The organism is Paracoccus sp. R12_2, from assembly GCF_017744015.1.
Lineage (GTDB): Bacteria > Pseudomonadota > Alphaproteobacteria > Rhodobacterales > Rhodobacteraceae > Paracoccus.
The window spans coordinates 272,498-293,934 of record NZ_JAGHRA010000003.1 but is presented as its reverse complement, the minus strand read 5'-3'; the positions used below and the strand labels follow the sequence as shown (position 1 = coordinate 293,934).

At 64.5% G+C, this 21,437-nt stretch carries 21 protein-coding genes; 12 read left to right on the top strand and 9 right to left on the bottom strand.

Annotated features, from left to right (window positions below; translation table 11 throughout):
- Window positions 1–15 precede the first annotated feature (15 nt).
- From J7359_RS05760 to J7359_RS05740, 5 genes are all read right to left on the bottom strand, one after another.
- Window positions 16–747 (bottom strand): HAD family hydrolase, encoded by a 732-nt coding sequence (locus tag J7359_RS05760; RefSeq protein ID WP_209055580.1) that lies wholly within the window; start codon window positions 745–747, stop codon window positions 16–18.
- The gene (gene ybgC / locus J7359_RS05755) at window positions 744–1,145 is read right to left on the bottom strand and encodes a tol-pal system-associated acyl-CoA thioesterase (RefSeq protein WP_209055579.1); all 402 of its coding nucleotides are present in this window, start codon (window positions 1,143–1,145) and stop codon (window positions 744–746) included. Before ybgC ends, J7359_RS05760 begins: the two co-directional genes overlap by 4 nt.
- Before the next feature lie 159 nt (window positions 1,146–1,304).
- Entirely contained in the window at window positions 1,305–1,880 is a 576-nt protein-coding gene (locus tag J7359_RS05750; protein ID WP_348524339.1) for a hypothetical protein, read from the bottom strand.
- Window positions 1,881–1,986: 106 nt separating this feature from the next.
- Window positions 1,987–2,628 carry a CoA transferase subunit B gene (locus J7359_RS05745; protein WP_209055577.1) on the bottom strand — a complete coding sequence of 214 codons (642 nt, stop codon included), beginning with the start codon at window positions 2,626–2,628 and terminating at the stop codon, window positions 1,987–1,989.
- A gap of 1 nt (window position 2,629) precedes the next feature.
- Window positions 2,630–3,334, bottom strand: coding sequence for a CoA transferase subunit A (locus J7359_RS05740; protein ID WP_209055576.1), 705 nt, complete (start codon window positions 3,332–3,334; stop codon window positions 2,630–2,632).
- A 265-nt stretch (window positions 3,335–3,599) separates the two neighbouring features.
- On the opposite strand from J7359_RS05740, the gene J7359_RS05735 reads away from it, so the two are divergent.
- Window positions 3,600–4,325, top strand: coding sequence for a prephenate dehydrogenase (locus tag J7359_RS05735; protein ID WP_209055575.1), 726 nt, complete (start codon window positions 3,600–3,602; stop codon window positions 4,323–4,325).
- 12 nt (window positions 4,326–4,337) lie between these two features.
- Here J7359_RS05735 and topA read toward each other — a convergent pair whose 3' ends face one another.
- From topA to tldD, 3 genes are all read right to left on the bottom strand, one after another.
- On the bottom strand, window positions 4,338–6,998 hold the full coding sequence (gene topA / locus J7359_RS05730; RefSeq protein WP_209055574.1) for a type I DNA topoisomerase: 2,661 nt from the start codon (window positions 6,996–6,998) through the stop codon (window positions 4,338–4,340).
- Window positions 6,999–7,080: 82 nt separating this feature from the next.
- Window positions 7,081–8,259, bottom strand: coding sequence for a DNA-processing protein DprA (dprA, locus tag J7359_RS05725; RefSeq protein WP_209055573.1), 1,179 nt, complete (start codon window positions 8,257–8,259; stop codon window positions 7,081–7,083).
- Between the two features lie 73 nt (window positions 8,260–8,332).
- Window positions 8,333–9,754 carry a metalloprotease TldD gene (gene tldD / locus J7359_RS05720; protein ID WP_209055572.1) on the bottom strand — a complete coding sequence of 474 codons (1,422 nt, stop codon included), beginning with the start codon at window positions 9,752–9,754 and terminating at the stop codon, window positions 8,333–8,335.
- A gap of 197 nt (window positions 9,755–9,951) precedes the next feature.
- On the opposite strand from tldD, the gene coxB reads away from it, so the two are divergent.
- From coxB to J7359_RS05665, 11 genes are all read left to right on the top strand, one after another.
- Window positions 9,952–10,857, top strand: a complete 906-nt coding sequence (coxB, locus tag J7359_RS05715) for a cytochrome c oxidase subunit II (protein WP_209055571.1) — start codon at window positions 9,952–9,954, stop codon at window positions 10,855–10,857.
- Between the two features lie 27 nt (window positions 10,858–10,884).
- Window positions 10,885–11,805, top strand: coding sequence for a heme o synthase (cyoE, locus tag J7359_RS05710; RefSeq protein WP_209055570.1), 921 nt, complete (start codon window positions 10,885–10,887; stop codon window positions 11,803–11,805).
- A gap of 5 nt (window positions 11,806–11,810) precedes the next feature.
- Window positions 11,811–12,038 carry a hypothetical protein gene (locus J7359_RS05705; protein WP_209055569.1) on the top strand — a complete coding sequence of 76 codons (228 nt, stop codon included), beginning with the start codon at window positions 11,811–11,813 and terminating at the stop codon, window positions 12,036–12,038.
- Window positions 12,035–12,598, top strand: a complete 564-nt coding sequence (locus J7359_RS05700; RefSeq protein ID WP_209055568.1) for a cytochrome c oxidase assembly protein — start codon at window positions 12,035–12,037, stop codon at window positions 12,596–12,598. The genes J7359_RS05705 and J7359_RS05700 overlap by 4 nt, the downstream gene beginning before the upstream one ends.
- 37 nt (window positions 12,599–12,635) lie before the next feature.
- Window positions 12,636–13,466 (top strand): cytochrome c oxidase subunit 3, encoded by an 831-nt coding sequence (locus J7359_RS05695; RefSeq protein ID WP_209055567.1) that lies wholly within the window; start codon window positions 12,636–12,638, stop codon window positions 13,464–13,466.
- A 71-nt stretch (window positions 13,467–13,537) separates the two neighbouring features.
- Window positions 13,538–14,209, top strand: coding sequence for an SURF1 family protein (locus tag J7359_RS05690; RefSeq protein ID WP_209055566.1), 672 nt, complete (start codon window positions 13,538–13,540; stop codon window positions 14,207–14,209).
- 10 nt (window positions 14,210–14,219) lie between these two features.
- Complete coding sequence (gene thrC, locus J7359_RS05685) at window positions 14,220–15,596, top strand: threonine synthase (protein WP_209055657.1); 1,377 nt, start codon at window positions 14,220–14,222, stop codon at window positions 15,594–15,596.
- Entirely contained in the window at window positions 15,593–16,870 is a 1,278-nt protein-coding gene (locus J7359_RS05680) for a pitrilysin family protein (RefSeq protein WP_280637483.1), read from the top strand. Before thrC ends, J7359_RS05680 begins: the two co-directional genes overlap by 4 nt.
- Window positions 16,870–17,451 (top strand): GNAT family protein, encoded by a 582-nt coding sequence (locus J7359_RS05675; RefSeq protein WP_209055565.1) that lies wholly within the window; start codon window positions 16,870–16,872, stop codon window positions 17,449–17,451. Before J7359_RS05680 ends, J7359_RS05675 begins: the two co-directional genes overlap by 1 nt.
- Window positions 17,452–17,517: 66 nt before the next feature.
- The gene (locus J7359_RS05670; protein WP_209055564.1) at window positions 17,518–18,927 is read left to right on the top strand and encodes an FAD-binding oxidoreductase; all 1,410 of its coding nucleotides are present in this window, start codon (window positions 17,518–17,520) and stop codon (window positions 18,925–18,927) included.
- Window positions 18,928–18,999: 72 nt separating this feature from the next.
- On the top strand, window positions 19,000–20,640 hold the full coding sequence (locus J7359_RS05665; RefSeq protein WP_209055563.1) for an FMN-binding glutamate synthase family protein: 1,641 nt from the start codon (window positions 19,000–19,002) through the stop codon (window positions 20,638–20,640).
- A 17-nt stretch (window positions 20,641–20,657) separates the two neighbouring features.
- Here the strand turns inward: J7359_RS05665 and J7359_RS05660 are convergent, their stop codons facing one another.
- Window positions 20,658–21,437 (bottom strand): TIM barrel protein, encoded by a 780-nt coding sequence (locus J7359_RS05660; RefSeq protein ID WP_348524338.1) that lies wholly within the window; start codon window positions 21,435–21,437, stop codon window positions 20,658–20,660.

The window sequence follows — 21,437 nt, the reverse complement described above, 5'->3', positions numbered from 1 at the left end:
GCCGCCCGCGGGCGATCAGTCAAGCCGCAGTCGGTGGGCGGCGATCGCCTCATAGTCGGGACGCAGCGCCGCGGCCAGGCCGGCAAGTTCACCTTCAAGCCGCGGCAACGGCCCCTCGGCCCCTGCAAACCCGGTCGAGGCGTTGACGGCATCGTACCAGACCTTGCCCCAGACGCCATCCTCGGGCCTGGCCCCGGCGGGCCAAGCCAGCATCCGGTCGGTCCATGCGATGTCGATGGCGTCGCACAGCGCCCGCAGGGCACGGGCCGGGTCGCGGCGGATATCGGCACTGTCGATCACGACAGGTGCGGGGCTGCGCTTGGCCATGTGACGATACATCTGCCATTGCCGCGAAAAGCCAAGCTCTGCTGCGTCCGGCAGTCCGCGCTTGGCCGCGAAAGAGGCCGCGACCCGTTCGGGTTCGCGGATCAGGAAGACGTTGGTCACCCGATCGGTCCAGTCCAGATCCATGCCCGGCAGCATATGCTGAACCATGTGTTTCTGGTACTGGACGTCTGCCTTCACCGGCTCGGTCGTCAGTGCGGGCAGGACGTCCCGCCAATCGGCGGGTTGGCTTGCGATCACCTCGTCGCGCATCGGGTGGGGCAGGCCGGTCTTCAGCAGATAATGGGCGTAAAAGGGCTCGTCCACACAGGCGCAGTCGCCGCGTGAGCCGAAGCTGCGCATCATCGCCGTCGACAGGTTGCGCGGCCCGGACCACATGGCGATGCGGCGTGGAATGTTCATGTTCGGACCTGTCGCAGCCGTGACCCAACCGCTGGCGGCAACCGGACGGGGCGTCCGGTCCGGTCCAGGCAGGCGATCGTCACACGCGCATTGAACAGCGTGTCACCGTCGCGGTGCACGGCCTGATCAACCACCACCCGCGCGGCGGTCAGCTGATGCAGGCTGGTGACGACCTGAAGCATGTCGTCAAACCGGGCGGGCCGAAGATAGTCGGCCTCGATCCGCCGCACCGCGAAGACACGCCCCTCGGTTTCTTTCATGTCGACCTGATCGACCCCCAGGTCGCGCAGCCACTCAGAGCGTCCTCGTTCGATGAACTTCAGGTAGTTGGCGTAATAGACGATTCCCGCCAGGTCGGTGTCTTCGTAATAGACGCGCAGGTTCAGGGAATGGCTCATGTCGGCCATCCTAGGCCTGCATCATGCCGCCTGCAATTGCCCGACGCCCGGATCATCGGCCGCACCCGTTGCAAAGGGGACGGGATGGGCGTGGCCCATCCCGGTCGCTGCCGCTGGGCCGGAGGCGCGCTTCGCGCGCGGCGGGCGCCATGGTTCGTCTCAGCGTGGGGCCATGCGCGCCGCAAGGCGCAACGCGTGGCTGTGGTCGGTCGCGGTGACGGGCAGCACGGGATCATAGGCCGCGCGGATCAGCGCCGCCAGTTCGGAGGACGGCGTCACGTCGCGCGCGAAGGTCAGTGCGCTGCGCATCACAAGCGCCTCGGCCAGGCGGGCCGGGTGCGAATCGGCCAAAGCGCCGGACATCCGGACGAAGATCAGGCAGGCACGGATGCCGCCATCCGGGTCAAAGCGAAAAAGCCTGTACTGATCCGCTGAGGATCCAATCAGACGTGATGGCAGACCGGCCATCCCGGTCAGGCGATCCAGGTCCGGGATACCTTCAAGCTCGTTCCAGTCGCGCATGAAGAACAGCATCAGGTTGCTGCCCATTTCCGGATCGGCGTCTGTCACCGGGTGGCCCGCATGGGCGAACCCCGCCCGGATCGCACTGCGAAAGATGTCCAGCGTCTCTTCGGTCAGTCCGAAGATCACCGGCGCGACCGGCCGGTTCCACCTTGCGCAGAAGAACGTGCCATCGTCGCGCGTGAAAAGCGGGCTGATCTGGTCGGGTGTCATCATCGGCCTCGGCGGCTTCTTTCTTGCGCAAATATTCGGGGGGGGCGCCGGAATCGGCGACGGGGGGCAAGGCCCCCCGCCATCGGTGTCGCACTGCGATGCGATCTCAGGCGACGATCGTCGCCTCGGTCGCGGCGCGGATATCATCTTCCGTCACGCCGTCGGCGGTTTCGACGATCTTCAGCCCGCCCTCGACCACGTCCAGCACACCCAGATTGGTGATGATCCGGTTCACGACACCCTTGCCGGTCAGCGGCAGCGTGCATTCCTTCAGCAGCTTTGAGTCGCCGGCCTTGTTGGTGTGGTCCATCACGACGATCACCCGCTTGACGCCGGCGACCAGATCCATTGCGCCGCCCATGCCCTTGACCAGCTTGCCGGGGATCATCCAGTTGGCCAGATCGCCGTTCTCGGCCACTTCCATCGCGCCCAGCACGGCGGCCGCGATCTTGCCGCCGCGGATCATGCCGAAGCTTGTCGCACTGTCGAAATACGAGGTGCGGCTGAGTTCCGTGATGGTCTGCTTGCCGGCATTGATCAGGTCGGGATCTTCCTCGCCCTCGAACGGGAAGGGCCCCATCCCCAGCATGCCGTTTTCCGACTGCAGCGTGATGTCCTTGTCGCCGACATAGTTCGCCACCAGCGTCGGAATGCCGATGCCAAGGTTCACATACATGCCGTCTTCCAGTTCCTCGGCGGCGCGGGCGGCCATCTGGTCGCGATCCCAGCCTTTCAGTTCACTGGCCATGTCAGACCTCCTCACGCTTGCGGGTGGTGACTTTCTCGATCCGCTTCTCGTGCTGACCCTGAATCAGGCGGTGCACATAGATGCCGGGCAGGTGGATGTGGTCGGGGTCCAGGGATCCGCGCGGCACGATTTCCTCGACCTCGGCGACACAGACCTTGCCTGACATGGCGGCGGGCGGGTTGAAGTTGCGGGCGGTCTTGCGGAACACAAGATTGCCGGTGTCGTCGGCCTTCCACGCCTTCACGATCGACAGATCCGCGACAATGCCGCGTTCCAGGATGAATTCCTCGCCGTCGAAGACCTTCACTTCCTTGCCCTCGGCGATCCGGGTGCCCACGCCGGTCTTGGTGTAGAAGCCCGGAATGCCACTGCCGCCGGCGCGCATCCGTTCGGCCAGCGTGCCCTGGGGATTGAACTCCAGTTCAAGCTCGCCCGACAGGTACTGGCGCATGAACTCGGCATTCTCGCCGACGTACGAGCTGAGCATCTTCCTGATCTGCTTGGTATCCAGCAGCTTGCCCAGGCCGAAGCCGTCGATCCCGCAATTGTTGCTGGCGATGGTCAGTTCCTTGACGCCGCTGTCCACGATCGCGTCGATCAGCAATTCGGGGATGCCGCAAAGGCCGAACCCCCCGGCCGAGATGAACATCCCGTCATGCAAGAGACCGTCCAGGGCCTCGGTTGCATTGGCATAGACCTTTTTCATCGGTCCTCCCCTCATGGATACAGGTTCGGCAGAAGTCATGGCCCGCCGACCAACCGGTGTCAATCGGACCGCCCGCTGTTAGCGGCGGGACTTGACATCATGCCGCCCGCTGGCCCATCTGAGCGGCATGAACCGCAGAAATGCCATCTTTTCCCTGTATCGCCGCCCGCAATCATAGCGGGGGAACAATCATGTCAACCGCGCGGGCCGTGCGGTTGATCGGAAAAGAACATCACGACCTTGCGCCTTATCGAAAGGTCCTGCCGTGTTTCACCACCCGGAACTTCCGCGCCTTGCCGTCATCGGCTTCGGTGCGTTCGGTCAACTGATCGCGCGCCATCTGCGCCATCATATGCCGGTTTGCGTCTGCGACCCGGTGATGCGTGCCAACGATCTGCCGCAGGTCGATCTGGAGGACGCCGCGCGCTGCCAGATCGTCGTTCTGGCGGTGCCGCTGCCGCGGATGGAGGAGGTGCTGCACCGGATCGCGGCGCATCTGTCGCCTGGCGCGATGGTCGTCGATGTCGCATCGGTAAAGATCCGCCCGGCGCAGATGATGCAGCGGATCCTGCCCGGTCATGTGCAGATCGTCGCCAGCCATCCGCTGTTCGGCCCGGAAAGCGCGCGCGACGGGCTGGACGGGCATCGCATCGCCTGGTGTCCGCTGCGCGGGGCGGGCCACAGGCGTGCCGCGGCACTGCTGCGGCGGCTGGGACTGCGGGTTCTGCGAACGACGCCCGATCAGCATGACCGCGAGATGGCGGTGGTGCAGGGGCTGACGCATCTGGTCGCGCGCGGGCTTTCGCAGCTTGGGCCACTGCCCGACCGCCTGACCACCGCCAGCTTCCGGCATCTGGTCCAGGCCGCCCGGATGGTCGGGGCGGATTCGCCCGAACTGCTGCGCACGATCCTGCGCGAAAACCCGCATGCCGCGCCGGTGCGCGACAGCTTTCTGGATGCGGCCGCGCAGATCGCGAAGGATCTGCGCTGACGCCGTTGCGGGTTATTCGGCGGTCTTCTTGGCGGGTTTCTTCGCTGCGGGCTTCTTCGCCGTCGCCTTCTTCGCGGCGGGTTTCCTGACCGCCTTCTTGGGGGACTTCGCAGCCTTGGCTGCGATCAGTTCAAGCGCCTGTTCCTTCGTGATCTCGTCGGGCGAGGCGTCGCGGGGCAGGGTCGCGTTGATCTCTTCCCATTTGACATAAGGGCCATAGCGGCCGTTCATCACCTGAATCGCACCCCCATCGGGGTGATCCCCAAGCTCTTTCAGCGGGGCTGCGGCTGCCGCGCGGCCGCGCGTCTGCTTGGCCGCCAGAACCTCGACCGCGCGATTCATGCCGATGGTGAACACTTCGTCCACATCAGGCAGGTTCGCGTATTTCCGATCATGCTTCACATATGGGCCATAGCGCCCGATTCCCGCCTCGATCAGCACGCCGTCGTCGGGATGCGGGCCGATGGGGCGCGGCAGCGACAGCAGTTGCAACGCCTTGTCCAGATCCAAGGCCGCGGCATCCCAGCCTTTAGGGATCGACGCGCGGGGCGGCTTCGGCGTGTCTTCGGTGGCCTCGCCGCGCTGAACATAGGGGCCGAAACGTCCGGTCTTCAGGCTGATCTGGTCGCCGCCGTCCTCGCCCAGAATGCGGTCGCCCACGGGTTCTTCCCCGTCGGGTGCCGACAATGGCCGGGTAAAGCGGCATTCGGGATAGTTCGAACAGCCGATGAAGGCGCCACCCGATCGTGCGGTCTTCAGGTTCAGGCGGCCCTTGCCGCACAGCGGACATTCGCGCGGATCGCCGCCATCGGCGCGCGGCGGGTAAAGATGCGGGGCCAGCGCGTCGTCGATCGCATCCAGAACCTCGGAGATCCGCAGGTCCGAGGTGCCTTCAAGCGCTTTCGAGAAATCCTTCCAGAAGCGCCCCAGCACGTCGCGCCAGATCAGGTCGCCGGCGCTGATCTCGTCCAGTTCGTTCTCAAGATCGGCGGTGAAGTCATAGCTGACATAGCGCGGGAAGTATTTCACAAGGAAGGTCGTGACCAACCGGCCCTTGTCCTCGGCGATCAGGCGGTTCTTGTCCTTGCGGACGTATTCGCGGTCCTGGATCGTGGTCACGATGCTGGCATAGGTCGAGGGGCGACCGATGCCCAGTTCTTCCATGCGCTTGACCAGTGTTGCCTCGGTATAGCGGGGCGGGGGTTGGGTGAAATGCTGGCGGGCGGCGGTGGAAGCCGCGTCGTTCATCAGCAATCCCGGTGCCGCGCGCTGCCCTGACGGTGCGTCCGGCACGTCGCCCCCCTTGTCGCGGGACTTGGTGAATTCAGGCTCGAACGCCTTGGCGACCAGTTTCGCATCCTCGCCTTCGCTGATGGCGGGAAGGCGCGCGCTGTCTTCGCCCTCGTCATCGTCGCGGCCCTGATCGTAGACGCGCAGGAACCCGTCGAACAGCATCACCTGACCCGTCGCGCGCAGGCCGACCTGCCGATCCGGGCTTTCGATATCGACGGTGGTGCGTTCCATCCGCGCCGCTTCCATCTGGCTGGCGATGGTGCGCTTCCAGATCAGGTCATACAGCTTGCGCTGATCCTCGGCGCTGACCTTCAGCTTGTCGGGCGACAACATCATGTCGGTGGGCCGGATGCATTCGTGGGCTTCCTGCGCGTTCTTGGCCTTGTTCTTGTACATGCGCGGCGATTTGGGCAGGTAATTCTCGCCGAACTTGGCCTTGATCGCGTCGCGGGCGGCCATCACCGCCTCGGGCGCCATGTCGATGCCGTCGGTCCGCATATAGGTGATCAGCCCTGCCTCATACAGGCGCTGCGCCGCCGACATGCAGGCCTTGGCGCCCATGCCCATCTTGCGGCTGGCCTCTTGCTGCAGGGTCGAGGTCATGAAGGGCGGCCAGGGATTGCGGCTGGCGGGCTTGGCCACCACGCCCGAGACCTTCAGATCCCGAGACGACAGTGCGCTGACCGCCATCGCGGCCTTTTCGGCATCAGGCAGATCAAAGCGGTCCAGCTTCGACCCGGCCAGCGAGACCAACTGCGCGTCGTATTCATGTCCGCCGGGTGTCGCCAGCCTTGCATGGACAGACCAGTATTCGCGGGGCTTGAACGCCTCGATCTCCATCTCGCGGTCGACGATCAGCCGCAGGCAGACCGACTGCACGCGTCCCGCCGATTTCGCGCCCGGCAGCTTGCGCCACAGCACGGGCGACAGGTTGAACCCAACCAGATAGTCTAGGGCGCGCCGCGCCAGATAGGCATCGACCAGCGCCTGGTCGATCTGGCGCGGATTCTTCATCGCCTCGCTGACGGCGGTCTTGGTGATCGCGTTGAAGGTGACGCGGTTGACCTCGCTGCCCTTCTTCAGTGCCGGGGCAAGGGCCTCCAGCAGGTGCCAGCTGATCGCCTCGCCCTCGCGGTCGGGGTCGGTGGCCAGGATCAGGTTCTGATCGTCCTTCAGCGCGTCGCGGATCGCCTTCAGGTGCTTCTTGCTGTCGCTGGCGACTTCCCATTTCATCGCGAAATCGGCGTCCGGATCGACACTGCCGTCCTTGGGCGGCAGGTCTCGGACATGGCCGAAACTCGCCAGAACACGATAGTCGCCGCCGAGATATTTCTCGATGGTTTTGGCCTTGGCCGGGGACTCGACGACGACGACGGGCATTTGCACCTCAGGGACCGTTCAATGGGGCGGCAACATGGGTGCGGGGCAGGGGACTGTCAACGGTCGGTGAATTCGGGGCCGTTCAACTGAGCGCCAGACGACCGCCCGCAAGCCGCGTCAGGCGTCCCTGCAGTTCAAGTGACAGGATCGCGGCGCTGGCGCTTGAGGCGGGGACGCCAAGATCGCGGATCAGGTCGTTTTCCTCAGTCGGGCTTGGGGTCAGGCGCGACAGGATCCGGGCTTCCAGTTGAACGGGGCCGCCGGCATCCCGGTTGACCGCATTCCTGATCGCGTCGTTGGCCCGCGGGACAGTGCCAGGCCGGTGGCGCGGCGCCGGATCATCGGTTCGCGTCGCGGGCGCCTCGCCGCGCTCGGCCAATGCCGCGACCACGTCGCTGGCGCTGCGGACCAGCAAAGCACCGTCGCGGATCAGCAGGTTGCAGCCAGCCGCGCGGGCATCCATCGGATGTCCGGGCACCGCCATCACCTCGCGCCCCTGATCCAGCGCGTTCCTGGCGGTGATCAGCGTACCCGAGCGATGCGCAGCCTCGATCACCACCACCGCGCGCGACAGGCCCGAGATGATGCGGTTACGGGTCGGGAAATGCCGTGCGGCGGGTTCCGTTCCCGGCGGCTGTTCGGAAACAAGGGCGCCTTTTTCCGCGATCTGGGCTGCCAGCACGACGTTCTCGGCAGGGTAGATCACATCGACACCGCCGGCCATCACGGCGACGGTTCCGGTGGGAAGGCTGGCGTTGTGCGCGGCAGTATCCACCCCGCGCGCCAGTCCGGCGACGACCGTGCAGCCGCATTCGCCCAGACCGGCCGACATGCCGCGGGCCATGCGCAGCCCCAGCGACGACGCGTTGCGCGCGCCGATCACCGCGACAGCATCGCGCGACAGCCAATGCGGATCGCCGCGGACCCACAGTACCGGAGGCGCGCCGTCGATCTGGCGCAGCGCGTCGGGATACAGCGGCGAATCGCAGCGGATCAGGCGTGCCCCGGCCTTGCGGCCCGCCGCCAGTTCCGCCGCCGCGACGCCTTCGGGACAGACCTGATAGTCATTGACCCCGGCTGCCGCCGCGATGGCGGGCAACGCCTCCAGCGCGGCACCGGCGCTGCCATGTTCGGCAAGCAGTCGGTGAAACGTCGCGGGGCCGACGCGCCGGGAACGGATGAGACGAAGAAAGCCTAGATCGTCGCCCTTCGCGGCAAGTGGGGTGCCGGGGGTGCCGAAGGGAATATGACCGGTATCCATGCTGCCTCCGCCTCATCTCGTGACAAGGCATAGCGCAACAGTGGTTAATACAAGGTTACCGACCGGGCCGGTCTCAGGGTGCCGAACCGCCGACCGTCAATCCGCCGATCATCAGCGTCGGTTGACCGACACCGACGGGCACCCACTGGCCCTGCTTGCCGCAATTGCCGATGCCGGGGTCCAGCGCCATGTCGTTTCCGACGGCCCGGATCTGTTGCAGGGCGGTCGCGCCATCGCCGATCAGCGTGGCGCCGCGAATCGGGTCGCCCACGATGCCGTCCTTCACGCGATAGGCTTCGGTGCAGGAGAATACGAACTTGCCGTTGGTGATGTCCACCTGTCCGCCGCCGAAGCCGACGGCGTAGATGCCGTCCTTCAGGTCGGCAAGGATCGCGGCAGGATCGGTGTCGCCGCCCGGCATGTAGGTGTTCGTCATCCGCGGCATGGGCGCATGGGCAAAGCTTTCGCGGCGGCCATTGCCGGTGGGGGCGACCCCCATCAGCCGGGCGTTCTGACGATCCTGCATGTAGCCGACAAGGATCCCGTCCTCGATCAGCACGTTGCGGGCCGGGGGCGTTCCCTCGTCGTCGACGCTGATCGATCCTCGTCGATCGGGTATGGTGCCGTCGTCGACGACGGTGACGCCGGGCGCGGCCACCCTTTGACCCATCAGACCGGCAAAGGCCGAGGCCTTCTTGCGGTTAAAATCGCCTTCCAGCCCGTGGCCGACGGCCTCGTGCAGCAGAATGCCGGGCCAGCCGGGGCCAAGAACGACGTCCATCACCCCTGCCGGCGCGGGCACGGACCGCAGGTTGACCAGCGCGATCCGCAGCGCCTCGTCCACCGCGTTGCGCCAGTGGGCCGGATCCATCAGGCCTTCCAGGGAAACGCGCCCGCCACCGCCGTGGCTTCCGGATTCGCGGCGGTCGTTGTTCTCGACGATGACTGCGACATTCAGTCGCGCCATCGGGCGGATATCGGTGACAAGCCCGCCTTCGGGCCGCAGGATCGCGATCTCTTGCAGCGATGAGGCGATCGAGGCTGTGACCTGCACGACTCGCGGATCCAGACGGCGCGCATAGTCATCGATCTGACGCAACAACTCGATCCGCCGGGCGACCGGAATCCCCTCGGCAGGGTCCGCCGCACCGTAAAGCGGTGTCGCCTGCATCGGTGCCTCGTCGGCCATTTGTGCACCCCCGGCACCCACCGCCAGCCGCGCCGTTTCTGCCGCACGCCGCAGGGATTGCTCGGAAATCTCGGTCGAGTGGGCGTATCCGGTCACCTCGCCGCGCACGGCCCGCAGGCCGAAACCCTGTTCGGCGGTATAGCCCGAATTGCGCAGCCTGCCGTCGTCGAAGATCAGGGTTTCGGCCACGGAACGCTCCAGGAACAGTTCTCCGTCATCCGCGCCGGTCACCGCGTCGCGCAAGATGCGCAGAGCCCGGTCGCGATCCAGAAACTGGCTGAACGGGTCGAAGCGGTCGCGGCTCATCTGTTGGGACTCCTTGGTTGCGGGCCGGAATTTTGGTCTGCACGACGCGAACGGCGTCTGAAATTCGTGCCTATTTCCTAGGTATCACTTGCCCGTAAGTCTGTAATATGGTCATAGAACGAGCCATGTGAAAGGGAAAGGGGCGGCCCAGAGCGGCCCCCTCGGCCATTGCGGCCGGGCCAACGCAACGGGATGGAATGATGGCAAAAGCGATGATTCGCCGTGCAGTCGCGGCAGCTTCGGGGCTGGCGACCGCGGGAATGGTAGCCAGCGGCGCTGTGGCGCAGGATGTATTGGGCGATCTGCCGACGATCGGCAAACCTCACGCCAAGGGGCTGGGGTTTCAACCCGCCGCGACCGAGTTGGCGCATGATCAGCAGTGGCTGGATCACTTCGTGCTGATCATCATCACGGTCGTCACGGTCTTCGTCTGTGCGCTGCTGCTGATCGTGATCTTCCGCTACAACAGTCGCGCCAATCCCGTCCCGGCGAAGTTCACCCACAATACTCCGCTTGAAGTTGCCTGGACCCTGGTTCCGGTGCTGATCCTTGTCGCCATCGGGGCCTTCTCGCTGCCGGCGCTATTCCGCAGCCAGGAAATGCCGCCCAACCCGGATATCGTCATCAAGGCGATCGGCAACCAGTGGTATTGGTCCTATGAATATCCCGACAACGACCTCAGCTTCGATTCGATCATGCTGACCAAGGAAGAGCTTGCCGATTACGGATACAGCGAAGACGAATATCTTCTGGCGACCGATACGGCCGTGGTTGTGCCTGTCGGCAAGACCGTGTTGCTGCAGGTCACGGCCAATGACGTGATCCACAGCTGGACCATCCCGGCCTTTGCCATCAAGCAGGACGCGGTGCCCGGCCGCATCGCGCAGGCCTGGTTCAATGTCGATCAGGAGGGCGTCTATTTCGGCCAGTGCAGCGAACTGTGCGGGATCAACCACGCCTATATGCCGATCGTGGTCAAGGCCGTCAGCCCCGAGGTCTATGCCGCATGGGTGGCCGAACAGGGCGGCACCATGCCCGAACAGCAGCAGGCCGCGCTTGGCCTGCCCGAGGACGCGCGGCTGCAGCTAGCCAAGGCCGACTGATCCGACAACCGGACGAACGAACGCGCAATGACCGATATCAACGCATACGAGGGTGCCCACGAGGCTGAATTCGGCGATTATGTGGCGCTGCTGAAGCCGCGTGTCATGTCGCTGGTGGTGTTCACCGCCTTCGTCGGCCTGTCGGTCGCGCCCATTGATGTGCATCCGTTCATCGCGTTCTGTTCGGTGTTGTTCATCGCGCTTGGCGGCGGCGCGTCCGGCGCACTGAACATGTGGTATGATGCCGATATCGACGCGGTGATGCGGCGCACCCAGTCGCGCCCGATCCCGTCGGGACGCGTAACAGGTGGCGAGGCGTTGGGGTTGGGTCTGGCGCTGTCCGGCGTCTCGGTGATGATGCTGGGTCTGGTCGCCAACTGGTTCGCAGCCGCCTTCCTTGCCTTCACGATCTTCTTCTACGCCGTCATCTACACGATGTGGCTGAAGCGCTGGACGCCGCAGAACATCGTCATCGGTGGTGCGGCCGGGGCATTCCCGCCGATGATCGGATGGGCCTGTGCGACGGGTGGCGTGGGCATCGAATCACTGCTGATGTTCGCGCTGATCTTTTTCTGGACGCCGCCGCATTTCTGGGCGCTCGCGCTGTTCATGAAGGAAGACTATCACAAGGCCGGCGTGCCGATGCTGACCGTCACACACGGTCGCTCGGTGACGCGGCGCCATATCTTTGCCTACACGCTGGTGCTGGCACCGTTCGCGATCTGGCTGGGTCTGACATCGGTCGGCGGTCCGCTTTACATGGCGGTCGCGGCGGTGCTGAACATCCTGTTCATTCTGGGCGGCTGGCGCGTCATGCGCCGCGACGAGGACGCGGCGATTGCCGACAACTATGCAGTGGAACGGCGGTTCTTCCGGCTGTCGCTGTATTACACGTTCCTGCATTTCCTAGCGCTGCTGGTTCAGCACTGGGTCGGCGTCGGATGGTAATGGCGATGGCACGAAACGCCGAACACGAACTGCACCGCCGTCGTCGGTCGCGCAATGTCGGGCTGGGTCTGGTGCTGGCGGGTTTCGTCGCGCTGGTCTTTGCCCTGACGGTGGTCAAGGTCCGCCAGGGCGACCTGATGGAGGCCTATGACCATCAGCCGCGCGTTTCGGTGCTGCCGGAAGAGGGGCAGGACGGCGGAACCGAAACGACGACGAAAGAGGTGCAGCAATGAACCGCAATTCGAAAACTGTCGTGGCGCTGGTCGGGGTTGTGCTGACCATGGGGGCGTTGGCCTGGGCGGCCGTTCCCTTCTACAACTGGTTTTGCAGCGTGACGGGGTTCGGCGGCACGACCCAGGTGTCGACCCAAGCGCCCGACGAGGTCCTGGACGAAGTCGTGCGGGTGCGATTTGACGCGAATGTCGACAAGAATCTGGACTGGACGTTCCGCCCCATGCAGACCCGCATGGATGTGCACATTGGCCAGAACGCCATGGCCTATTTCGAGGCGGTGAACAATTCGGACCAGACGATCACCGGCACCGCCAGCTATAATGTCGCGCCCGATGTGTCGGGGTATTACTTCGACAAGATCCAGTGCTTCTGCTTCACCGAGCAGACACTGAAGCCCGGCGAACGGGTCGAGATGCCGGTCAGCTTCTTCGTCGATCCCGAACTGGTGAACGACCGCGACGCAAGCTGGGTCAGGGACATCACCCTGTCCTATACCTTCCACCGGACCGAGCCGAAGCAGGCGGCGCTTGACGCTGCCCCGGCCGATAACGTCAACTAAGCATAAGCTAGCACGAGGAGCCGACGGGGATCTGACCATGGCGCACGCTAAGAACCACGACTATCATATTCTTCCGCCGTCCATCTGGCCCTTTATCGGCGCGATCTCGGCCTTCCTGATGCTGTATGGTGCCGTCGGCTGGATGCATGCAGAAGAGGTGCATCTGTTCTGGATTCCGGTCTCGGGTCCGTGGCTGTTCCTGATCGGTTTCGTCGGCGTGCTGTACACGATGTATAGCTGGTGGGCCGATGTGATCCATGAAGGCGAGGAAGGCGACCACACCCCGGTCGTGCGGATCGGCCTGCAATACGGGTTCATCCTGTTCATCATCTCCGAGGTGATGTTCTTCGTCGCGTGGTTCTGGAACTGGTTCAAGAACGCGCTGTACCCGATGGGGCCGGAAAGCCCGATCAGGGATGGCGTCTGGCCGCCCGAAGGCATCGTGACATTCGATCCTTGGCACCTGCCGCTGATCAACACGCTGATCCTGCTTCTGTCAGGCGTCGCGGTCACCTGGGCGCACCACGCGCTGGTGCATGAAAACGACCGCAAGACCACCATCAACTGCCTGATCGTGGCGATCGTCCTTGGTGTGTTCTTCTCGGTTCTGCAGGCTTACGAATACAGCCACGCGGCTTTCGGCCTTGCCGACACCTCGTATGCCAGCGCGTTCTATCTGGCGACCGGGTTCCACGGCCTTCACGTCATCATCGGCACGATCTTCCTGGCGGTGTGCCTGTTCCGCTTTACCCGCGGACAGATGAGCCAGGAACAGCATGTCGGCTTCGAGGCCGCCGCCTGGTACTGGCACTTCGTCGATGTCGTCTGGCTGTTCCTGTTCGGTGCCGTCTATATCTGGGGCAGCTAGATCCCAGCCGGTTTTCATTCTGGCGCGCGGGCTGGCCCCGCGCGTTTTCTTTTGGCAGGCATTCCCGTTCCATGCGTCGCTATCTGTTTCCCCTCCTCCTCGGCATCGTCGGATGTGCCATCCTGATCCAGTTGGGGACGTGGCAGCTGCGCAGGTTGGAATGGAAGCAAGGCATGCTGAGCCAGATCCAGACCCGCATCGACGCGGAACCGGTTCCCTTGCCGGACACGGTCGATCCGTCGATGAAATACATGCCCGTCACCGTCAGCGGGACCACGACGGGGGACGAGATCGACGTGCTGTCCGGCACCAAGGAACAGGGCGGGGGATATCAGATCGTCTCGCGTTTCATGACCGATGACGGGCGCGCGATCATGGTCGATCGCGGTTTCGTGCCGCAGCAGGCGCGGCATGCGCAACGCGGCCCGACGCGCCTGACCATTCGCGGCAACCTGCACTGGCCCGACGAAAAGGCTAGCGCCACGCCCGAGCCCAATCTGGACGAGAATATCTGGTTTGCCCGCGATGTGCCCGCCATGGCGCGGCAACTTGATACCCAGCCGGTCCTGGTTGTCGCAAGTCTTGTCGAAGGCGACGCGCAGGGGGTCGAACCGATCCCGGTCGCTATCGAGGGCATCCCCAACAATCACCTGTCCTACGCCGTGCAATGGTTCATGATCGCAGCGGTCTGGGCAGGGATGACAGTCGCTCTGATCTGGCGTATCAGGCGGCGGACCTACTGAAGGAATGACGATGCGCTACGTCTCGACGCGGGGGCAGGCCCCGGTGCTGAATTTCGAACAGGCCATGCTGTCGGGACTGGCCCGCGACGGCGGTTTGTATCTGCCGGAAGCCGTGCCCGGTTTCGGCGCGATCACGGAACTTGACGGCCTGCCATACGAAGAGATCGCGTTCCGCGTCATCCGTCCGTTCACCGGCGACAGCTTCTCTGACGCCGAACTGCGTGGTGCCATCGACCGTGCCTATGGCCGCATCGAACACACCGCCAAGGCACCTTTGCATCAGCTTGCGCCCGGCCATCACCTGCTGGAACTGTTCCATGGGCCGACGCTTGCGTTCAAGGATTTCGCGATGCAGCTGATCGCGCAGCTGTTCCAGATCGCGCTGAAACGGTCCGGCCAGAAGATCACCATCGTCGGGGCGACCTCGGGCGATACCGGCAGCGCCGCGATCGAGGCGTTCAAGGGCATCGACAATGTGGACGTGTTCATCATGTTCCCGCATGGCCGCGTCAGCGAGGTGCAGCGCCGGCAGATGACGACCCCTGATGCCGCCAATGTCCACGCGCTGGCGCTGGACGGGCATTTCGACGATTGTCAGGCGCGGCTGAAGGATCTGTTCAACGATCACGATTTCCGTGACGGGGTCGGGCTGGCGGGTGTCAACAGCATCAACTGGGCGCGTGTGGTGGCGCAGATCGTGTACTACTTCACCGCCGCTGCCAGCCTGGGCATGCGGCCGATGGATTTCTGCGTGCCCACCGGGAATTTCGGCGATATCTTCGCGGGCAGCATCGCGCGGGCGATGGGCGTGCCGATCCGCCGGCTGATCGTGGCGACGAACCAGAACGACATCCTGCACCGCGCCCTGACCACCGGCGAATATCGTGTGGGTGAGGTGCATCCCTCGATCAGCCCGTCCATGGATATCCAGGTCAGTTCGAATTTCGAACGGGCGCTATATCTGGCCTATGGCGGCGACGCCTCTGCCGTGTCGCAGTTGATGGACGAACTGAAGCAGGGCGGCTTCACGATCAGCCAGGGCGCCCTGCAATCCCTGCGCGAGCAGTATCTGTCGGGCCGCGTCAGCGAGGAAGACACGCTGGCGATGATCCGCGCGGTTCGCGACGAAACCGGGCAGATCCTGTGCCCGCACAGCGCCGTGGGCGTGGCCGTCGCGCGACAGCATGTCGAACCCGGCATTCCCATGGTGACGCTGGCCACCGCGCATCCGGCAAAATTCCCCGATGCGGTCGAACGGGCCGTAGGCGTTCGCCCGGAACTGCCGCCACACATGGCGGGTCTGTTCGATCTGCCTGAACGCGTCAGCCGGGTTGAAAACGACGTGGACGCCTTGAAAGCCTTGATCCTTGAACGGAGAACGAATTGACGACGACCGACCCCCATCTGCAACTGACCACCCTTCCGAACGGATTGCGCGTCGCGACGCGCGTCATGCCCGGCCTGCATTCGGCGGCGCTTGGCATCTGGGTGAACGCGGGCGGGCGGAACGAACGGGCCGACCAGAACGGCATTGCGCATTTTCTGGAACACATGGCGTTCAAGGGCACCAGCACACGCAGCGCCTTGCAGATCGCCGAAGCGATCGAGGATGTCGGCGGGTTCATCAACGCCTATACCTCGCGCGATGCCACGGCCTATTACGTCCGTGTTCTGGAACAGGACGTCGATCTTGCCTTTGACGTGATCTCAGACATCGTGCTGAACCCGATTTTCGACGAACGCGAGATCGAGGTCGAACGCGGCGTGATCCTGCAGGAGATCGGACAGGCGCTGGATACGCCCGACGACATCATCTTCGACTGGCTGCAAGAGGCGGCCTATCCCGATCAGGCCATCGGCCGCCCGATCCTTGGTCCGGCCGAACGCGTCAGCAGCTTTGGCCGCGAGGATCTGGCCGGGTTCGTGGCCGAGAATTATGGCCCCGGCCAGATGATCGTCGCGGCATCGGGCGCCGTCGATCACGACCGGATCGTGCGGCTGGCCGAGGCGGCGTTCGGGCACCTGGCCCCGATCCTGCAGAAACCGCGCGAGGGCGCGATCTGGCAGGGGCAGGAACTGCGTCGGGTGAAGAAGCTGGAACAGGCGCATTTCGCGCTGGCGCTTGAGGGGCCGGGCTATCTGTCGCCTGATTTCTATGCCGCCCAGATCTTCTCGGCGGCGCTGGGAGGCGGCATGTCCTCGCGCCTGTTCCAGAAGATACGCGAGGAACGGGGCCTGTGCTATACGATCTTCGCGCAATCCGGCTTTCACGATGATACCGGCATGATGACCATCTATGCCGGGACCGGCGGCAAGGACGTCGCCGACCTGGCCAATCTGACCATCGATGAAATCAAGCGCGCCGCAGGGGACCTGACCGAGGCCGAGCTTGCGCGTGCCAAGGCGCAACTGCGCGCCGGTCTGCTGATGGGGCTGGAAAGCCCGTCGGCGCAGGCCGAGCGTGTGGCACGGGTGCTGGCGATCTGGGGGCGGGTTCTGGACCCTGCGGAAGTGGCGGAACGGATCTCCTTGGTCACGCTGTCGGACGTGCGCACCCACGCAGAACGGCTTATCGGGCAGGCGCGTCCCGCGCTGGCGCTGTACGGGCCGGTCAAGTCCGCGCCATCGCGCGAGGCGCTGGCCGAGCGGCTTGCCGCCTGATGTTTTCGCGCCGACGCCCCGTCCGGCTGGAAACCGAGCGGATCGTCCTGCGTTTACCGGCGCATTCGGATTTCAATGCGTGGACCGCCCTGCGGATCGAAAGCCGAGAGTTCCTGACCCCGTGGGAGCCTGTCTGGTCGCCTGATCACCTGTCCCGGAAAAGCTTTACCAACCGGGTATACTGGGCCGCGCGGGCCAGTCGCGGTGGCACCGCGCTGCCGCTGTTTCTGCTGCGTCGCGACGGTGTGCTGCTGGGGGCGATCACGCTGGACAACATCAGGCGCGGGCCGGCGCAATCGGGCACCATCGGCTACTGGATCGGCAAGCCGTTCGCGCGGCAGGGCTATATGCGCGAAGCGATCGGGGCTTTGGTCCACCATGCCTTCAGCACGCTTGACCTGTCCCGTGTCGAAGCCGCATGCCTGCCTGAAAACGCCGCCTCGCGCGGGGTTCTTGAACGGGCTGGCTTCAAGTATGAAGGCGTCGCGCAAAGCTATCTGCAGATCAATGGCCGGTGGCGAAACCATGTACTGTATGCCAATCTGCGCGGCGATCGCAGGGGACGCAGCGAGGCGCGATAGGGTCTTGCGCAACCCTGCTGACCCAGCATCCGGTCCTTGGCCGGCAAACATCTTCGGAACGCGACGATGACATCTGATCTGAACCCGGCGGACGAACGACTTGCGGCGAAACTGCCTCAGGGCGTGATCCGCGAGATAGCACCCTCATATCTGGAAGAGCCGCGCGGGCGGTTCAGCGGGCATGCAGGATTGATCGCGGCGCCGCGCGACGCCGAGGAAACGGCGGCAATCATTCGCGCCTGTGCCGCCGCGCGGGTGGCGGTCGTGCCGCGAGGGGGCGGGACGGGGCTGGTGGGTGGACAGGTGATGCCCGACGGTCCGCCGCCGCTGATCCTGTCGCTGGAACGGATGTCGGCGATCCGCGACGTTCATGCCGATGAGGGTGTGATGGTCGCCGAGGCGGGCGTGACCCTGCAGGCGGCGCGGGATGCGGCGGCCGAGGCGGGGCGGCAGTTTCCATTGTCGCTGGCATCGCAGGGGACCGCGCAGATCGGTGGTGTGCTGGCGACGAATGCGGGCGGCGTCAATGTGCTGCGCCATGGCAACGCCCGCGCGCTGTGTCTTGGGGTCGAGGCGGTGCTGCCATCTGGCCAGATCATGCACGACCTGAAGCGCCTGCGGAAGGACAACACCGGCTACGACATTCGGGATCTGCTGATCGGGGCCGAAGGCTCGCTTGGGATCATCACGGCCGCGTCGCTGGTCATGGCCCCCGTGCCCGCCGAAACAGGGGTCGCCCTGCTGGTGGTTCAGGATCCTGCATCCGCGCTGCGATTGCTGGCCATGGCACAGTCCCGGATGGCGGGTGGCGTGACCGCGTTCGAACTGCTGTCGGGGCAGGGGCTTCGGTTCCTGGCCGAACATTTCCCGCAGATGCGGCAGCCGTTTTCGCCGATTCCGGCCTGGCTTGCGCTGGTCGAGGTTGGCCTGCCCGAGGGGCTGAAGGCCGACGATGCGCTTGAAGGGATGTTCGTCGATGGCGCCGAGGCCGGGCTTGTGACCGACGGCGTGATCGCCCGATCGGGCCAGCAGGCGGCCGATCTGTGGGCGCTGCGCGAGCATATTCCGCTGGCCAACAGGGCGGTCGGCGCGATCGCCAGCCATGACATCAGCCTGCCTTTGTCCGAGGTTGCAGGGTTCATTGCCGAGGCGGGCCGGATGCTGGATGGCGAAGGCGACATGCGGGTGAACTGTTTCGGACATCTTGGCGACGGCAACCTGCATTTCAACCTGTTCCCGGCAAGCGGGCGGGCGCGCGAGGAATATGACAATGTCCGCAAGGCCCTGTCCCGGCGCATCCATGAAATGGTGATGGCGCGCGGTGGTTCCTTTTCCGCCGAACACGGCGTGGGTCGTCTGAAGACGGGCGATCTGGCGCGCTGGGGTGATCCCGCCCGCCTGAACGCGATGCGCGCGATCAAGAAGGCCCTCGATCCGCTGGGGATCATGAATCCGGGCGCCGTGCTGTCGCAATAGGCATCTTCGCCGCTGTTTCTGTTACAATTTCCGTGCTAGTTGATGACTGTCTTCGAGCGGAGGGAGGAGACGATGCGCCTGCGTTATACGCGCCTGTCCGAACGTGTTCGCTATTACGAACGCTATATTCCCTTTGTGATTGCCATCTGCATGATGCCGCTGGGGCTTGCATTGCTGGGGTCTGCACCGATCCTGGGGGTTTTGATCGCATTGTTGGGTCTGGTCGGGACGCTGATCGGGATCAGCGATCTGTTTCAGACAAGTCACGCGCTGATGCGGAACTATCCACTGTCGTCGCGGATGCGCTATGTTCTTGAACATTTCCGCCCCGAGATCCGTCAGTATTTCGTCGAGGACGATCACGCCGAAACGCCGTTCTCTCGCGAGCAGCGGGCCGTCGTGTATCGCCGCGCCAAGGGGATCGAGGGCGTTCGACCCTTCGGAACGCTTCGGAACGTCTACAGCGATGGTTACGAATGGCTGAACCATTCGATGGCCACTCCGCATCTGGATGGACAGGATTTCCGGATCAGGATCGGGGGGCCCGATTGTCGCAAGCCCTATGACAGTTCGGTGGTCAACATCTCGGGCATGTCCTACGGTGCGCTGTCCCCGAACGCGATCGAGGCGCTGAACCGCGCCGCGCTGGCCGGCGGGTTCGCACATACGACCGGGGAAGGCTCGATCTCGCGATATCACCGGATGGGCGGCGATCTGGTTTGGCAAATCGGGTCGGGCTATTTCGGCTGCCGCGATCATGACGGCGGTTTTTCTCCCGACCTGTTCCAGAAGGTCGCCGCCGACGATGCGGTGAAGATGATCGAGATCAAGCTGAGCCAGGGGGCCAAGCCGGGCCACGGCGGCATCTTGCCCGGTCCCAAGGTGACCGAAGCGATTGCCGAGGCGCGCGGCGTGCCGGTCGGCGTCGCCTGCGTCAGCCCGTCGTCGCATTCGGCCTTTTCGACGCCACGGGGGCTGTGCGATTTCATCAAGCTGCTGCGAGACCTGTCCGGCGGCAAGCCTGTGGGCATCAAGCTGTGCGTCGGCCACCCGTGGGAATGGTTTGCCATGGCCAAGGCGTTCCATCAGACCGGAATCGCGCCCGATTTCATCGTTGTGGATGGCGGCGAGGGTGGAACGGGCGCCGCACCGGTCGAATTCGCGGATCACAAGGGCGCGCCGCTGCGCGATGGGTTGATGCTGGTCCACAACACCCTAGTGGGTCTTGGTATCCGGGATCGGATCAAGTTGATCGCGTCAGCCAAGATCATCACGGCCTTCGACATCTGCCGGATCTCGGCGTTGGGTGCGGACGGCGTGAACATGGCCCGCGGCTTCATGTTCGCGATCGGTTGCATCCAGGCCCAGGCCTGCCATACCGGAAAATGTCCGACCGGCATCACGACCCAGGATCGCGACCGGTATCGCGCGCTGGTCGTACCCGACAAGGCGCAGCGCGCGGCGAATTTCCATCGCGCGACAATGTACGCGCTGAAAGAGGCTTGTGAAAGTTCAGGGCTGACCCATCCCGACGAGTTCACGCCCCATCACCTGATGATCCGCACCGGCCCGCGCGAGGTTCGATCGGCTGCCAGTCTTTACGACTGGATCCAGCCGGGCGCGCTGTTGGCGGGCAAGGTGGTCCATCCGGCCTTCGCGAAATACTGGGACCGGGCCGGGATCGACGACTGGAAGATGCTGCCCGCAAGCTGAGTTCTCTGACGTGGCGTCTAGAGGGTAAAGGCATCGATGAAGGCCGATACGGCCGTGTCGCCTTCGCCTGCCGCGAAGGCCTCCATGCCGACGGTACCGCGATAGCCCATCGCGGCCAGTGCAACGGCTATCTTGGGATAGTTGATCTCGCCCGTGCCAGGCTCAAACCGGCCGGGATTGTCTGCGACCTGGATTTCGCCGATCCAGGGCAGGCATTTCTGGCACCAGCGGATCAGATCACCCTCGCCGATCTGGGTGTGATACAGGTCCAGGTTGATGCGCAGCTGCGGCCGGTCGATGGCGGTCACCAGCGCCAGCACATCGGCGGTCGAGCCAAAAGGGCAGCCCGGATGATCCATCTGGTTCAGGTTTTCCAATGCGAAGATCACGTCTTCTTCCTCGGCCAGATCGCAGATCCGGTGCAACGTGTCCCGCGCCTTCAGCCACATCGCGCCGCTGATCTGTTCGTGCTGCCGGATCGGGATGCCGCCGTCGCCCAGGCCGGTGCCGTGCAGGTTCAACCGCGCAACGCCCAGTCGTTTGCCGACCCGCGCGGTTTCGCGCGCCGAGGCCAGAAGCATCTGGGCCCCCTCATCATCGGCCAGCCGCCCCTGAAGATACCCGTTCATGATGGTGTAGTTTGCGCCGACTGCCTGCAGCTTGGCCAGATCGTGATCGGGCCAGTTCCACAGACCGACACCCAGTCCCATCTCGGTCAGGCGTGCGGCGCGCCATTCGATCGGACGGTCGCGCCACAGCATTTCAGCGCAGGCGGCAAGTTGAAAGGGTTGGGTCAC

Bases quoted from the DNA above. Each gene is read 5' to 3' on its own strand.
- J7359_RS05760 (WP_209055580.1), bottom strand. From the start codon at position 747: ATGAACATTCCACGCCGCATCGCCATGTGGTCCGGGCCGCGCAACCTG.
- ybgC (WP_209055579.1), bottom strand. From the start codon at position 1,145: ATGAGCCATTCCCTGAACCTGCGCGTCTATTACGAAGACACCGACCTG.
- J7359_RS05750 (WP_348524339.1), bottom strand. From the start codon at position 1,880: ATGACACCCGACCAGATCAGCCCGCTTTTCACGCGCGACGATGGCACG.
- J7359_RS05745 (WP_209055577.1), bottom strand. From the start codon at position 2,628: ATGGCCAGTGAACTGAAAGGCTGGGATCGCGACCAGATGGCCGCCCGC.
- J7359_RS05740 (WP_209055576.1), bottom strand. From the start codon at position 3,334: ATGAAAAAGGTCTATGCCAATGCAACCGAGGCCCTGGACGGTCTCTTG.
- topA (WP_209055574.1), bottom strand. From the start codon at position 6,998: ATGCCCGTCGTCGTCGTCGAGTCCCCGGCCAAGGCCAAAACCATCGAG.
- dprA (WP_209055573.1), bottom strand. From the start codon at position 8,259: ATGGATACCGGTCATATTCCCTTCGGCACCCCCGGCACCCCACTTGCC.
- tldD (WP_209055572.1), bottom strand. From the start codon at position 9,754: ATGAGCCGCGACCGCTTCGACCCGTTCAGCCAGTTTCTGGATCGCGAC.
- coxB (WP_209055571.1), top strand. From the start codon at position 9,952: ATGATGGCAAAAGCGATGATTCGCCGTGCAGTCGCGGCAGCTTCGGGG.
- cyoE (WP_209055570.1), top strand. From the start codon at position 10,885: ATGACCGATATCAACGCATACGAGGGTGCCCACGAGGCTGAATTCGGC.
- J7359_RS05705 (WP_209055569.1), top strand. From the start codon at position 11,811: ATGGCACGAAACGCCGAACACGAACTGCACCGCCGTCGTCGGTCGCGC.
- J7359_RS05700 (WP_209055568.1), top strand. From the start codon at position 12,035: ATGAACCGCAATTCGAAAACTGTCGTGGCGCTGGTCGGGGTTGTGCTG.
- J7359_RS05695 (WP_209055567.1), top strand. From the start codon at position 12,636: ATGGCGCACGCTAAGAACCACGACTATCATATTCTTCCGCCGTCCATC.
- J7359_RS05690 (WP_209055566.1), top strand. From the start codon at position 13,538: ATGCGTCGCTATCTGTTTCCCCTCCTCCTCGGCATCGTCGGATGTGCC.
- thrC (WP_209055657.1), top strand. From the start codon at position 14,220: ATGCGCTACGTCTCGACGCGGGGGCAGGCCCCGGTGCTGAATTTCGAA.
- J7359_RS05675 (WP_209055565.1), top strand. From the start codon at position 16,870: ATGTTTTCGCGCCGACGCCCCGTCCGGCTGGAAACCGAGCGGATCGTC.
- J7359_RS05670 (WP_209055564.1), top strand. From the start codon at position 17,518: ATGACATCTGATCTGAACCCGGCGGACGAACGACTTGCGGCGAAACTG.
- J7359_RS05665 (WP_209055563.1), top strand. From the start codon at position 19,000: ATGCGCCTGCGTTATACGCGCCTGTCCGAACGTGTTCGCTATTACGAA.